Origin of the sequence: Photobacterium toruni (assembly GCF_024529955.1) — a bacterium.
Classification (GTDB): domain Bacteria; phylum Pseudomonadota; class Gammaproteobacteria; order Enterobacterales; family Vibrionaceae; genus Photobacterium; species Photobacterium toruni.
This window is the reverse complement of sequence record NZ_AP024854.1, coordinates 2,957,070-2,970,306: the sequence shown is the minus strand read 5'-3', so window position 1 is coordinate 2,970,306 and position 13,237 is coordinate 2,957,070. Positions and strand designations below refer to the sequence as shown.

The following is a 13,237-nucleotide window of genomic DNA, read 5'->3' as shown; positions in this document are numbered from 1 at the left end:
GCTAGGTTACAATGAATGTCTTATGCCAAAATAAAGCCAATAAAAAAGCAGCCTTGGCTGCTTAATATCAAAATTAACGGTGTTGCTGTTGGCTGAGGATCAGTTCAGGCGATATTTGTTGCTGATCTAATTGTGCATCTGCACAGGTTAAATGTATTTCAGTCGTTGGTGTTTTTTTTGCACTGACCTTAAACTGTGGTGCGTGGGAGCTAGCACGTAAACGTGATGGACTACGAGGGGTACTTGCATACCTGACGGGGGATGCTGGGCGCATATATCACCTATTGTCAGGCTCATCCATGGCCAAAAAATTAAAAATATATCTGAAGGGAAAATCCCTGCTGGGTAGAACCCATCCACCAGAATAGTGATTGGTTATTAATCAAATCGCGCAAAGGATAGCAACCGAATTATTAAAAGTCGAGCATAAAATAAGCAATAAAATGCTAATATTTAATTATTACATTGTTTCTATAGTAACTATTGCAATAATTGACCCCTTGATGCACCGTGTTCGAAATAAAGACTGTAGCAATGATAGGTATTACACCATTTTAGCGTTAGTTAGTAGTACAACAGAAGCCTTGGGAGAGGATCTATGGATCAGCAGCAGCAACGTATTGTTGCCAATCGTAACTTATCTTACCGATTAGCAGAGTCTATTGGTCGTCGAATATTAATTGGCGATCCGGCCCCTGGCTGTATTTTACCGGGTGAAGTTGAGTTAGGTGAAATGTATGGCGTAAGTCGTACTGCCGTACGTGAAGCCATAAAAATGTTGGCGGCTAAAGGCATGGTATTGCCTCGTCCTCGTATTGGTACTCGAATAATGCCAAAGAAAAATTGGAATTATCTTGATCAAGATTTATTGGCTTGGTTAGATTTTGATGCTGATTCTCAGCTGATTATTGAGTATCAAAAAGTACGCCTGACGCTAGAACCTGAAGCAGCCGCTTTAGCCGCGGTGCATGCGACGATTGAAGATCGACTTGAGTTCGAACAATTGATGTTGCAAATGTACGAGATGAAAGACAGTTTTGATCAGGAACGTTGGATTGAAATTGATACTCGGTTTCATCAATTAGTGTATTTTTCTTCTGGTAACCATTTTATTAGTCCCTTTGGAAATTTATTTAAAGCTGTATTTGAAAATTATTTTCGAGTAGTGACTCGTGAGGAAGTGATGAAGCTTGATGTCCATCAGCGGATTGTTGATGGTATTTTACAGCATGATTCGAATGCAGCTCGTCAAGCAACGTTAGAATTATTGCAATAATCTGTGAATATTATAATGGAGCCATATATGGCTCCTTTTTTTTATCTAAAGTAAAACTAAAATGACGAACAAAAGGTTGCTTAGTTTAAGCTTACAAGTGTAAGCTGAAAAAATAGCAGTTATTGAATTAAGTATCTTTTGGGGTGAATGAGCCATGAGTAATATGATCAAACAAGAGTTAGGTTATTCAACTGCGGAAGAAGTCGCAAATAGTATTAGTCACGGCCTTGGGTTGCTATTTTCAGTGTTTGGTTTGTATTTATTGCTAGATAAAGCCTTTGCATTGCAAGCAGATACCTTAAGTATTATCAGTTATATTGTTTATGGCGTGAGTATGATTCTATTGTACCTTGCCTCTACTTTGTACCATGCGATTCCTAGTACCACGGCTAAAAAGCCATTAAAAATCTTTGACCACTGTGCTATTTATTTATTAATTGCTGGCACCTATACCCCCTTTTTATTAATTGCTTTGCGCACCCCATTAGCGCTGGGATTGATGGCGATATTATGGGTATTAGCACTGCTGGGTATTGCGGCTAAAATTATTTTTATCCATCGTTTTAAAAAATTATCGCTATGGATGTATCTAGCGATGGGATGGGCATCTGTGATTGTCATTTACCAGTTAGCGATATCATTAGCGCCTGGTGGATTAGTCCTATTGGCATTAGGTGGCGTGATTTATTCACTTGGGGTGGTGTTTTACGTTAATAAACGTATTCCATATAACCATGCTATTTGGCATCTGTTTGTTTTAGGTGGGTCAATTTGTCATTTCTGTGCGATTTATTTTTATATCAAGCCACAGTGATCTACTAAAAAAGAGGCATAAAAAAAGAGAGCGTATATGCTCTCTTTTTGTTTTTTTAGCTGTTGTAAAAATGTTTTTAATCACGCCAAAAAGCGGGAGCAAAAACCACTAATACTGTTAAGATTTCTAAGCGCCCCATTAACATCCCTAAACTTAAAGTCCATTTTGATAAATCAGGTAAGCTAGCAAAATTACCAGTTGGACCAATAATGGATCCCATACCAGGACCGACGTTAGCCACTGCCGTTACTGCACCGGTAATACTGGTGATAGGATCTAAACCTTGTAACGCTAACACTGACGCAATCACAATGATGGTCATGATAAAGGTAAACACTAATGCTACCACTGAGCGGACGATGTCATCAGTTACAGGACGGCCGTTATAGCGTTGAATGAACAATGCTGATGGGTGAATAGATTGCATGATATGTTTACGTAATAACGCAAAGGCTATTTGAAAGCGGAAGATTTTAATACCGCCACTGGTTGATCCAGAACAAGCACCTACTAGTAATGTGAATGCAAAAATAATGGTCGGTAATGGTCCCCACGCGGTAAAGTCACCAAGACCAAAGCCCGTAGTCGTTACCACTGAAATGATATTAAAAAATGATAACCGCATTGCATCAAGGACGGAATAACCTTTATTAAAGATCAGACAAGCCGCAACAATTAAACTCGCCACGACCACAAACAAGGTGTATCCCTTTACTTGTGCATCACCAAATAAGGTGCGAGGGTGACGTTTTTTGAGTGCTTGAACAAACAGTAAGAATGGCAGTCCACCAGCAAACATAAAGAAGGTTGCTACCCATTGCGCACTGTGTGAAAAGTGATTCATTGAGCCATCAGAGGTGGAATAACCGCCAGTTGAAAGGGTTGTAAAAGCGTGATTGATCGCATCAAAGGTATTCATACCAGCGAACATAAAGGCAATGATACAGAGTACCGTTAATATCAAATAGACGTTGATGATATTTTTGGCGACACTTTTGGTGCGAGGCGAGCTCTTATCTGACCAATCTGACGATTCTGTTTGGAATAAGCGCATTCCACCGACATTAAGCATCGGTAAAATTGCCACTCCCATAACAATAAATCCGACGCCACCTAACCATTGCAAGGTGGAGCGCCACAGTAAAATACTTGGTGCCATTTGATCGAGACCACTTAATACTGTTGAGCCAGTAGTGGTGATACCTGACATGGTTTCAAAATACGCATCAGTAAAACTGATGTGATTTATAAACACAAATGGCAGTGCTGCAAAGGCACTGGCTACGGTCCATACCAGAGTCGTGATCAGGAACATATCCCGAACACTGAGTTTAAACTCATCTGTTTTGCCGTAAGACAGTAATAAAAATGCTACTGAGTGAGTGATAACCACTGCCGCAGCAAAATCCATGAAACCTTCGGTGCCAGTAAAAAAGGCAACTAAAGTCGGTACATACATAAACAAGGCTATTTTAGATAGCACAAGTCCGAGTACAAATAATATTGGACGTAAATTAACCATAAGTAGCTACAAAAAGAAGGGACTCGGTTGGAAAAGACGTTCAACGTCAGGAATATATTTCTTATCAACTAAGAACATAACGACGTGATCATTTTGCTCAATCATGGTGCGATCGTGCGCAATAAGTACTTCTTCTCCTCGAACAACAGCACCAATAGTGGTACCTGGAGGAAGTTTAATTTCACTAATAGTACGACCAACGACTTTTGAGGTGCTGGCATCACCATGAGCAATAGCCTCAATGGCTTCAGCAGCACCACGACGTAATGATGATACGTTAACGATATCAGCTTTACGGACATGGGTTAACAATGCTGAAATAGTCGCTTGTTGAGGTGAAATTGCAATATCAATGGTGCCACCTTGAACTAAATCGACATACGCACCCCGTTGGATCAATACCATTACTTTCTTTGCGCCTAAACGCTTAGCCAGCATTGCTGACATGATATTAGCTTCATCATCATTAGTAACTGCAATAAATACATCAATTTGTTCGATGTGCTCTTCACTGAGTAGTTCTTGATCTGAGGCATCACCACAAAAGACAATAGTATCTTGCAGCATTTCCGATAAATTTTCAGCCCGTTGCTGATTATGTTCGATGAGTTTAACACTGTAGTGTTGTTCTAAGCGTCGTGCTAAACCTGCACCGACATTACCACCGCCAACAATCATTAACCGTTTATAAGGTTTTTCTAATCGCTGCAATTCACTCATTACTGAGCGAATATGATTACTAGCAGCGACAAAAAATACTTCATCATCGGCTTCTATAATCGTGGTGCCTTGTGGACGAATAGGCTGACCTTGACGAAATATAGCAGCAACGCGAGTATCAATGTGCGGCATGTGTTCGCGGAGTGCCGATAATGCATTACCCACAAGAGGACCGCCGTAATAGGCTTTTACTGCCACTAAGCCAACTTTTTCTTCGGCAAAGCTAACCACTTGTAATGCACCGGGGTACTCGATTAACCGTTCAATGTAATCGGTAACCAATTCTTCGGGGGCAATTAAGTGATCAACTGGCACAGCATCAGATTGAAATAGTTGTTCTTTTTCGCGTAAATATTCAGGGGAACGAATACGAGCGACACGGTTAGGTGTATTAAATAATGAGAATGCGATTTGGCATGCGATCATGTTAGTTTCGTCAGAGTTGGTGACGGCAACTAACATATCAGCGTCTTGTGCGCCTGCATCTCGTAACGTTTGCGGGTGGCTTGCAAAGCCTTGTACAACTCGTAGGTCGTATTTATCTTGCAGCTCACGAAGACGTTCTGGGTTTTTATCAACGATGGTTATATCGTTATTCTCGCCAACAAGATTTTCAGCAAGCGTGCCGCCAACTTGTCCAGCACCGAGAATGATGATTTTCATAGCCTATGCCTGATGAGTAATGCCAACTAACAGTCACTGTGTCATAAATCGACAGTAAGTGGCGCATAAAAGAGACTAAAAAGCGGAACTTGATCTCAAGTTCCGCTTTCGTTAGTAATTTATCTTAGTTTGCTTTGGTTAATACCGCATAGTAAAAACCATCCATAGCTTCTTCGCCAGGTAAAATCTGACGTCCAGGGGATGCTGGATCGCTATCAATTAACGTTGCATCAGCAGTACGGCTTAAAAATGCTTTTACTTGATCACAGTTTTCTTGAGGTGTGATTGAGCAAGTTGCATAAACCAAAGTACCGCCGGGTTTTAATTGTAGCCACATCGCATCAAAAATCTCAGCTTGTAGTAGTGCTAATGCTGCAATATCTTCGCCACGACGTAACCATTTAATATCCGGATGACGACGAATAACCCCTGTTGCTGAACAAGGCGCATCTAATAAAATACGGTCAAATTTTTCGCCATGCCACCATTGCTCTGGGTAACGCGCATCAGCACATAATACTTGTGCCGTCAGGTTTAAACGCGCTAGGTTTTCATGAACACGTTTAAGACGATTCTCATCACAGTCAATTGCAACCACTTGTGCAGACGGTACGCGCTCCATGATGTGAACCGTTTTACCACCAGGGGCTGCACAACAATCAAGAATTAATTCACCAGCTTGTGGTTTTACATAATCAACAGCAAGTTGCGCTGCCGCATCTTGTACTGACACCCAGCCATCACTAAAGCCGGGTAATTTAGTGACATCACAGGGTGATATTAAGCGTAAAGCATCTGCTGCTTGTGGGTGTAATTCAGTGGCAATACCTTCAGCATCCAATAATGCGCGATAAGTGTCACGATCATGGTGGTGGCTGTTTACTCGTAGCCACATTGGTGCTTTGGTGTTATTGGCTTCGCAGATAGCAGCGTAGTTATCAGGATAACTGGCTTTAAGTAATTTTAATAACCAACTTGGATGACCATATTTACCTGCATCATGGCTTACGGCTTGCTCATCAAGGGCTTCTTTTTGGCGTTGGTAGCTGCGTAAAATGGCATTAATTAACCCACGTAGCTGGGGCTTTTTAAGGGTTTTTGTGGCATCGACTGTTTCGGCAACCGCAGCATGAGCAGGAATACGCATATACCCTAGTTGATATAAGCCAACTAAAATGAGGTGATGGAAAACCCGTTGTTTGCCGGTTAATGGTTTTTCCATTAATGCTTGAGTGATTGACTCTAATCGAGGTAGCCAGCGTAATACGCCGTAGCAGATTTCCTGCAATAAAGCGTGATCACGTTCTCTGATATTCTGTTGTGCTAACGGTAGCGCAGCAGACAATGACTGCCCTTGATCGACGACCTGATAAATTACTTTGGCCGCTGCGGCTCTTACATTCATAGCTGTTTCCTGAACGCCGTTGATGCTGGCGATACGTGGTTAATCTGAAAAAGAAAAGCCAGTGACTTAACCCTGGCCTTGGTATTTAAAGTTGGTTACCGACTTGAAACCATTCTCGACGCGAATTTAATAAATCTGCGGCTGACATGGCTTTTTTACCTGGTGGTTGTAGAGATAACAGACGCAAAGCGCCATTAGCTGTAGCGACTACAATACCGTGTTTATCAGCCGCTAAAATCGTACCCGGTAATTGGCCTTGGTTATCGCTCTCAACACTGGCTTGCCATACTTTGATCGTTTGCTCAGCGACAGTGAAGTGGCTCATCGGCCATGGATTGAAAGCACGTACACAGCGTTCAATGGCGACCGCATCCATGGTCCAATCAATTTGTGCCTCTTCTTTGCTTAATTTCTTGGCGTAGTTCGCTTGAGTATCATCTTGTTTGGTTGCAACAGCCGTGCCGTCTGCAATTGTTGTTAAACACTCAATTAATGCACTTGGGCCAAGATCCGCTAACTTTTCATACATGGTAGCACTGGTATCGGTAGCGGTAATGGGTAGCGTCGCGACCTGTAGCATGTCGCCGGTATCAAGACCGATATCCATTTGCATGATAGTGACACCTGTTTCGCTGTCACCTGCCCAAATTGAACGTTGAATCGGTGCAGCACCGCGCCAGCGTGGCAAAATAGAGCCGTGAACATTAATACAACCCAGTGGTGGTGTATCAAGTACTTCTTGAGGTAGTAATAAACCGTAAGCGACAACAACCATGATATCAGCTTCAATAGCAGCCAATTGTTGTTGAGCTTCAGGGTTACGCAATGAGGCTGGTTGGAATACGGGAATATCGTGTTCTAAGGCGATATTTTTAACTGGGCTTGCGGTGAGTTTTTTGCCGCGACCCGCTGGGCGATCGGGTTGGGTATAAACCGCTACAACCTGATGGTGTGAAGACAATAACGCCGCCAAATGACGGGCGGCGAAGTCAGGCGTACCTGCAAAAATAATGCGTAATGGTTTACTCAAGATAACCTCGAATGGTGAGTGTTGTTAGATAGAACGTTTCAATTTTTCTAATTTGCTTTTAATACGTTGACGCTTAAGTGGCGACAAGTAATCCACAAACAGTTTACCAGCAAGGTGATCTAATTCATGTTGGATACAGATAGCAAGTAGGTCATCTGCATCAAAAGTGATCTTATTACCGTCGCGATCTAATGCTGTGACCGTAATGGTTGCTGCGCGGGGTACAAACCCTCGTGCAGTGGGTACTGACAGACAGCCTTCTTCAATACCATCATCGCCATGCGCTGCGGTTATCTCAGGGTTGATCAGGACCATTGGTTGGTCACGTTGCTCTGAAATATCAATAACCACAATCTGTTGATGAATATCGACTTGGGTTGCTGCAAGGCCGATACCTTCTTCGTCATACATGGTTTCAAGCATGTCATCAATGATCTGCTGGATTTGTGGCGTGATCGCCGTAACGGGCTTGGCTACAGTACGTAGACGGTCATCGGGAAAGATTAAAACTGACAATAGCGACATAAGGGCTCGAATTCGTTAACGGTTACTAGAAAGATACAGCGTTGTTGGTCTAATTCTAGTCATTTTAGCTCTCAAAGAACAGTACCGAATGCGAGTGGTGATAGTTAACCCAAATTATAGCAGCGAAATGAAGACCTCTTTCTGTTAAAAATTTAATGTTAGCTGTTCGCAAAGTTAAAGCATTGTTGATGCAACAGTGATTATTAAATCGTGACATAAGCCGAAAAGCGTTGGGCGGTGATAGCTAAAGAGTCGACATATCAAATGGCTAATGCCAACCTCTGCCAATATGAGTGATTAGTTTATTATCGCTAGGTCGCAACTTGTGCAATCGAAGGAATGGGTCACATGAGGCAATGGGTTATTATCGTTAGTTTTATTCTTTTCATACCGTCGTTGTTTGCCGCGCCACAACCACAACTAAAAAATAGTCATCCTGAAATTTATGTGGTTAAAAAAGGCGATACCTTATGGGATATTTCTGCTGTATTTTTGAATAATCCATGGTCATGGCCACAGTTATGGCAAAAAAATAGTTATATTAAAAATCCGCATTTAATTTATCCAGGAGATCAATTACACCTTATTTGGGTGAACGGCAAACCGCAGTTAAGTCTTAAAAAGCAGCTTAAATTATCACCAAAAATGCATGTGGTGCGCCAGCCTATAACTTCGTTGCCCGGCTATTTAATGGTAGCGTATGTCGCTCAAGATAAATTGATCAGTGCTAAAGCGATAACAACCCAACCACAAATTCTTGGTAGCAGTGAAGAGCGCGGTTATCTGTCTGTTGGGGATATATTGTGGGCTGATCAGTCATTGGTTCCAACTAGCCAGTGGCGCGTATACCGTTTAGAGCAAAAATTTGATCGTGATGATAATCAAGATGAAGTAACTGGCTCTGCAATTAAAGCTACAATTTCCACGTTGAAAGAGATTGCTGATGTTAGCGTTATTGCGAGTGATGGTGTTACTAGTCAACTTAAAGTCGATAATTTTCAACAGGAAATTATTCCAAATGATATTTTATTACCTTTATTAGGCAGTGAAAATCAAGCTGATTTATCATTTTCACCCACGACTCCCCCTGCGACGTTATCTGCAACCGTATTAGGCCAAATTAGTGGTTACAGTTATATTTCGAATTATGATGTAGTGGTATTAGATCGTGGTCATCTTGACGGCATGGTTGCTGGGCAGGTGTTTGAGTTATTTAAACCTGGTGCACAAGTTCAAGGTAAAAAAGGCCAATATCATTATCAAACCAGTACCTTATTAACTGATAGTACTCAGCTAGGAACTGTCGCCGTGGCGCAAGCGATGGTATTACGTCCTTATGAATATTTTAGCTTAGCTGTGGTGCTTAATAATCAGCGACCGTTTAAACCCGGAGTGATCGCTCAAGCTCCTTATCTGTAGTTGTTATGACTGAAACTGAACTTATTGCATGGTTACAACTTGCGGCTGTCCCCTCATTGGGTGGCAGCCGTATTCAACGCCTACTAACGCATATCACACCGCCACAGCTTACTGCGATGACAACTGAACAGCTGCAGCAATGTGGGTTGACGGCAAAACAAATACAGGCTTTTTTGCACCCTAATCAATCTCGATTGCAACATACTCTGCAATGGCAGCAAGTCTCGCAACAGCATATTTTGACCCTCGCTTCACCGTATTATCCGCATTTATTAAAGCAGATCGCGTCACCGCCACCGATATTATTTGTGCGGGGTGATATAGCCTGTTTGGGGGCTCCACAAATTGCCGTGATCGGTAGCCGTTCTGCATCGATTGATGGCCGAGAATCAGCCTTTCATTTTTCAAAAGCATTAGCGGCTAATAATTACGTGGTGACCAGTGGCTTGGCTCTGGGGATTGACGGTCAGGCACATCAAGGTGCGTTGCAAGCTGGAGGGTTAACCATTGCGGTGTTAGGTTCTGGGCTTGATCAGATTTATCCAGCACGACATCGGTCATTGGCTGCCAGTATTGCAGAACAAGGTGCATTAGTATCAGAATTTTGGCCGCAAGAGCAACCTCGTCCGCAAAATTTTCCGCGTCGAAATCGTGTCATTAGTGGTTTATCTGCCGGTGTATTAGTGATTGAGGCGGCTCAAAAAAGTGGTTCTCTAATTACTGCTCGTTATGCTTTAGAACAAGGACGAGAAGTTTTTGCACTGCCAGGTTCTATTCATAATCCTGCCAGTCGTGGTTGTAATGCGCTGATTAAATCAGGTGCTAAACTGGTAGAAAGTCCTGCTGATATTTATGAAGAGGTAGGAAGCCTGACAGAATGTGCAATAAACCATCAAATAGGCGTGCCTTTAGCAACGAAGGAAAATGAAGAATTGCCATTTCCTGCGCTGTTGGCTAACGTAGGCACCGAAGCAACACCCGTAGATGTCGTTGCTGAACGCTGTAAACAACCCATCCACCAAATTTTACCGCAATTATTAGAATTAGAACTGTCTGGTTGGGTGACTGCAGTGCCCGGTGGTTATATCAGAACGAGGAGGGGCTAGTTATGATGGATATCCTTATGTATCTATTTGAAACCTATATTCAAAGTGAAGCTGAATTGTTAGTCGATCAAGACGAACTCTCTGAAGAGCTTTTACGAGCAGGTTTTCATAAAGATGATATTTATAAGTCATTAGAGTGGCTTGAAAAACTGGCAGCTTTACAAGAAACAGAACACACACCATATGTTAACCATAGCGCAATAACATCAATGCGCATCTATACCAACAATGAAATGTTGCGGATGGACACAGCTTGTCGTGGTTTTTTGCTTTATCTTGAGCAAATTGACGTTCTCAATGCTGATACTCGAGAAATGGTGATTGATCGCGTAATGGAACTCGATACTCAAGAATTTATATTAGATGATCTAAAGTGGATTATTTTAATGGTGTTATTTAATGCTCCCGGTAATGAAGCCGCTTATGATCAGGTCGAAGAATTATTATATGGCGCTGAAGATGGGGGGTTACATTAATAATGACGACTGATCGTACGCCACTATTTTCAGCCCATGAACAAGCGTTACAACAGCAATCATGCCCGCAATGCGGGGCTGATTTAGTGATGCGTTTTGGTAAGCATGGTCCATTTCTAGGTTGTGAACATTATCCTAAGTGCGATTATATTCAACCGCTTAAGCAAAATGATGGTCATATTGTTAAACAACTAGATATGCCCTGTCCTGAATGTGCGCAACCATTAGTATTACGCCAAGGTCGTTATGGAATGTTTATCGGGTGCTCTGCATACCCGGACTGTCATTACCTCGCATCACCAGAAAAAAAACCACAACAAACTGATATTGATTGTCCTGAGTGTCATCAAGGGCACTTAGTTGAGCGTAAGTCACGCTATGGCAAATTGTTTTATGCGTGTGATAAATACCCACAATGCCGCTTTGCTGTTAACAATAAGCCGATTGTTGGCGTTTGTCAGTTGTGTGGTTTTGGATTATTGATAGAAAAGAAATTAGCGAGCGGTATTAAATTACAATGTGCTGATCGCCAGTGTAATGCTTATCAGAATGCTGAAAAGTAGTGGTTACATTAAACAATATCCAATAAGCCTGCATGACGATGCAGGCTTATTTATCATTGCTATTTAGCGAGGTAAGGTCGGAAAATCTTGTGCTGGTAATAACTGTCCTAACAACATTAATTGATATTGCAGTTGTTCGGGCGTCGCTGCGCAAATATTGATATGCCCCATTTTACGTCCCGCTTGTTTTTCTTTGCCGTACCAATGCACATGACAATGTTCTAACGCCAATACTGTTTGAGGCACGCTATCTTGTCCTAAAATATTGAGCATTGCGCTTGAACGAATAAGCTCAGTACCACCTAATGGTAAGTTGCATACTGCACGAAGATGGTTCTCAAATTGGCATGTCTCTGCGCCTTGTTGAGTCCAATGACCTGAATTATGAACGCGAGGTGCAATTTCATTGACCAATAGTTCACCATTAACCTCAAAAAACTCTAAAGCTAACACACCAATATAATTGAGTTGTTCAGCAACTGCGGCAAACATTAGCTGTGCTTGTCGTTGCTGTGTGGGGTCGCCAACAATGACGGTAGAAAGGCTGAGTACGCCATTAGTGTGTACATTTTCACTGAGGGCATAGGTTTTAACCTCACCGATAGCATTACGAACACCAATTAGAGACACTTCGCGATCAAAATCTATCCATTTTTCAGCCACAATCGCTTGATTATCACTTGCCGCAATACACAGCGCCATTTCGCGCCATACTGATTCAATTTGATCGTGAGTTTTTAAGCGCCATTGACCTTTGCCATCATAACCACCTAAAGCACTTTTTAGCACCATAGGTAGGCCTAGGGTCGTGATCGCGGTATCGAGATCTGCACGAGTATTAATAATGTAATAGGGCGCATTGGCAACATTGGCATGATCTAATAACACTTTTTCGATACGACGATCGCCACCGGCCTTTATTGCATCTGAATGAGGCTTAAATTTACCGCTCGCAACGCAGAGCGATAAAATATCGGTAGGTATATGTTCAAATTCAGCGGTGATCACATCGGCAGCAGCAATGGCTTCAATCAGCGAGAGTGATTGGTGTTGTTGAGTCAGTGGGTGTACAACATTACTATTAACAACATCATAGGCGATGACGTTAATATTCAATGGTGCACCAGCTAATGCCATCATTCGTGCTAGTTGCCCCGCACCCAGAACTAAGACTTGATTCATTATGCATCCTCTGCAGGATTAGGATTATCAAGTACGGTATCTGTTTGTTGTTGGCGGAATGCTTCTACTGCCGCTAAAACTTCAGGGTTATGCGTTGCAATGATTTGAGCGGCTAATAAACCAGCATTGGCGGCACCTGCTTCACCAATTGCGAGCGTACCAACGGCAATTCCTTTTGGCATTTGCACTATTGATAATAGTGAGTCCATACCTTTTAAAGCGCGAGATTGCACGGGTACACCGAGTACTGGCAAACTGGTAAATGCAGCAGTCATGCCAGGTAAATGCGCCGCCCCGCCCGCACCTGCAATAATGACACTAATACCACGACTACGTGCTGTTTCAGCATAATCAGCCAACAGATGAGGAGTACGGTGGGCTGAAACCACTTTAGTTTCATAAGCAACATTAAAACGCGTTAACATTTCTGCGGCATGTTGCATGGTTGGCCAATCAGATTTAGATCCCATGATAATTCCAACTTTCATTCCAATCTCCTATAGGTAATGAACAACTAAAGTGCAAGTTGCGTCATT

Annotated in this window: 14 protein-coding genes; 6 read left to right on the top strand and 8 right to left on the bottom strand. The window is 42.3% G+C overall.

All coding sequences use genetic code 11. The annotated features are described in order from the left end of the window. Positions 1-73: 73 nt before the first annotated feature. Complete coding sequence (locus OC457_RS13925) at positions 74-274, bottom strand: hypothetical protein (RefSeq protein ID WP_080176165.1); 201 nt, start codon at positions 272-274, stop codon at positions 74-76. 324 nt (positions 275-598) lie between these two features. Between OC457_RS13925 and OC457_RS13920 the strand changes: the two genes are divergently transcribed. Both OC457_RS13920 and trhA read left to right on the top strand, forming a co-directional pair. Then, positions 599-1,276, top strand: a complete 678-nt coding sequence (locus OC457_RS13920; protein ID WP_080176164.1) for a FadR/GntR family transcriptional regulator — start codon at positions 599-601, stop codon at positions 1,274-1,276. A gap of 154 nt (positions 1,277-1,430) precedes the next feature. Next, positions 1,431-2,090 (top strand): PAQR family membrane homeostasis protein TrhA, encoded by a 660-nt coding sequence (trhA, locus tag OC457_RS13915; protein ID WP_080176163.1) that lies wholly within the window; start codon positions 1,431-1,433, stop codon positions 2,088-2,090. A gap of 76 nt (positions 2,091-2,166) precedes the next feature. Here trhA and OC457_RS13910 read toward each other — a convergent pair whose 3' ends face one another. The 5 genes from OC457_RS13910 to def all read right to left on the bottom strand — a co-directional run bounded on the left by OC457_RS13910 (position 2,167) and on the right by def (position 7,955). Then, the gene (locus tag OC457_RS13910; RefSeq protein WP_080176162.1) at positions 2,167-3,612 is read right to left on the bottom strand and encodes a TrkH family potassium uptake protein; all 1,446 of its coding nucleotides are present in this window, start codon (positions 3,610-3,612) and stop codon (positions 2,167-2,169) included. 6 nt (positions 3,613-3,618) lie between these two features. Then, positions 3,619-4,995 carry a Trk system potassium transporter TrkA gene (gene trkA, locus OC457_RS13905; RefSeq protein ID WP_080176161.1) on the bottom strand — a complete coding sequence of 459 codons (1,377 nt, stop codon included), beginning with the start codon at positions 4,993-4,995 and terminating at the stop codon, positions 3,619-3,621. Positions 4,996-5,119: 124 nt separating this feature from the next. After that, positions 5,120-6,400, bottom strand: a complete 1,281-nt coding sequence (gene rsmB, locus OC457_RS13900; protein WP_080176160.1) for a 16S rRNA (cytosine(967)-C(5))-methyltransferase RsmB — start codon at positions 6,398-6,400, stop codon at positions 5,120-5,122. A gap of 85 nt (positions 6,401-6,485) precedes the next feature. Next, positions 6,486-7,430: a methionyl-tRNA formyltransferase gene (gene fmt, locus OC457_RS13895; protein WP_080176159.1), complete on the bottom strand. Its 945-nt coding sequence runs from the start codon at positions 7,428-7,430 to the stop codon at positions 6,486-6,488. Between the two features lie 24 nt (positions 7,431-7,454). Next, a complete protein-coding gene (def, locus tag OC457_RS13890) occupies positions 7,455-7,955 on the bottom strand; it encodes a peptide deformylase (RefSeq protein ID WP_080176158.1) in 501 nt (166 codons plus the stop codon). A gap of 348 nt (positions 7,956-8,303) precedes the next feature. Here def and OC457_RS13885 point away from each other — a divergent pair, with 348 nt between their 5' ends. Genes OC457_RS13885 through OC457_RS13870 form a run of 4 tightly spaced genes read left to right on the top strand, consistent with a single transcriptional unit; the run spans position 8,304 to position 11,519 of the window. Further along, positions 8,304-9,374 (top strand): LysM peptidoglycan-binding domain-containing protein, encoded by a 1,071-nt coding sequence (locus OC457_RS13885; RefSeq protein ID WP_080176157.1) that lies wholly within the window; start codon positions 8,304-8,306, stop codon positions 9,372-9,374. Between the two features lie 5 nt (positions 9,375-9,379). Further along, positions 9,380-10,480 (top strand): DNA-processing protein DprA, encoded by a 1,101-nt coding sequence (gene dprA, locus OC457_RS13880; protein WP_080176156.1) that lies wholly within the window; start codon positions 9,380-9,382, stop codon positions 10,478-10,480. A gap of 2 nt (positions 10,481-10,482) precedes the next feature. Continuing rightward, the gene (locus OC457_RS13875; protein WP_080176155.1) at positions 10,483-10,956 is read left to right on the top strand and encodes a DUF494 family protein; all 474 of its coding nucleotides are present in this window, start codon (positions 10,483-10,485) and stop codon (positions 10,954-10,956) included. A 2-nt stretch (positions 10,957-10,958) separates the two neighbouring features. Beyond that, entirely contained in the window at positions 10,959-11,519 is a 561-nt protein-coding gene (locus OC457_RS13870; RefSeq protein ID WP_080176154.1) for a DNA topoisomerase family protein, read from the top strand. 63 nt (positions 11,520-11,582) lie between these two features. Here OC457_RS13870 and OC457_RS13865 read toward each other — a convergent pair whose 3' ends face one another. Together OC457_RS13865 and purE are read right to left on the bottom strand one after the other, a co-directional pair. Then, positions 11,583-12,701 (bottom strand): 5-(carboxyamino)imidazole ribonucleotide synthase, encoded by a 1,119-nt coding sequence (locus OC457_RS13865; RefSeq protein WP_080176153.1) that lies wholly within the window; start codon positions 12,699-12,701, stop codon positions 11,583-11,585. Then, positions 12,701-13,189 (bottom strand): 5-(carboxyamino)imidazole ribonucleotide mutase, encoded by a 489-nt coding sequence (gene purE, locus OC457_RS13860; RefSeq protein WP_080176152.1) that lies wholly within the window; start codon positions 13,187-13,189, stop codon positions 12,701-12,703. The genes OC457_RS13865 and purE overlap by 1 nt, the downstream gene beginning before the upstream one ends. Positions 13,190-13,237: the final 48 nt, after the last annotated feature.

What these genes read in the sequence shown, in the direction of transcription:
- OC457_RS13870 (WP_080176154.1), top strand. Translation starts at nt 10,959, where the DNA reads ATGACGACTGATCGTACGCCACTATTTTCAGCCCATGAACAAGCGTTA.
- trkA (WP_080176161.1), bottom strand. Translation starts at nt 4,995, where the DNA reads ATGAAAATCATCATTCTCGGTGCTGGACAAGTTGGCGGCACGCTTGCT.
- OC457_RS13910 (WP_080176162.1), bottom strand. Translation starts at nt 3,612, where the DNA reads ATGGTTAATTTACGTCCAATATTATTTGTACTCGGACTTGTGCTATCT.
- OC457_RS13875 (WP_080176155.1), top strand. Translation starts at nt 10,483, where the DNA reads ATGATGGATATCCTTATGTATCTATTTGAAACCTATATTCAAAGTGAA.
- OC457_RS13925 (WP_080176165.1), bottom strand. Translation starts at nt 274, where the DNA reads ATGCGCCCAGCATCCCCCGTCAGGTATGCAAGTACCCCTCGTAGTCCA.
- purE (WP_080176152.1), bottom strand. Translation starts at nt 13,189, where the DNA reads ATGAAAGTTGGAATTATCATGGGATCTAAATCTGATTGGCCAACCATG.
- dprA (WP_080176156.1), top strand. Translation starts at nt 9,380, where the DNA reads ATGACTGAAACTGAACTTATTGCATGGTTACAACTTGCGGCTGTCCCC.
- def (WP_080176158.1), bottom strand. Translation starts at nt 7,955, where the DNA reads ATGTCGCTATTGTCAGTTTTAATCTTTCCCGATGACCGTCTACGTACT.
- OC457_RS13920 (WP_080176164.1), top strand. Translation starts at nt 599, where the DNA reads ATGGATCAGCAGCAGCAACGTATTGTTGCCAATCGTAACTTATCTTAC.
- OC457_RS13885 (WP_080176157.1), top strand. Translation starts at nt 8,304, where the DNA reads ATGAGGCAATGGGTTATTATCGTTAGTTTTATTCTTTTCATACCGTCG.
- OC457_RS13865 (WP_080176153.1), bottom strand. Translation starts at nt 12,701, where the DNA reads ATGAATCAAGTCTTAGTTCTGGGTGCGGGGCAACTAGCACGAATGATG.
- trhA (WP_080176163.1), top strand. Translation starts at nt 1,431, where the DNA reads ATGAGTAATATGATCAAACAAGAGTTAGGTTATTCAACTGCGGAAGAA.
- rsmB (WP_080176160.1), bottom strand. Translation starts at nt 6,400, where the DNA reads ATGAATGTAAGAGCCGCAGCGGCCAAAGTAATTTATCAGGTCGTCGAT.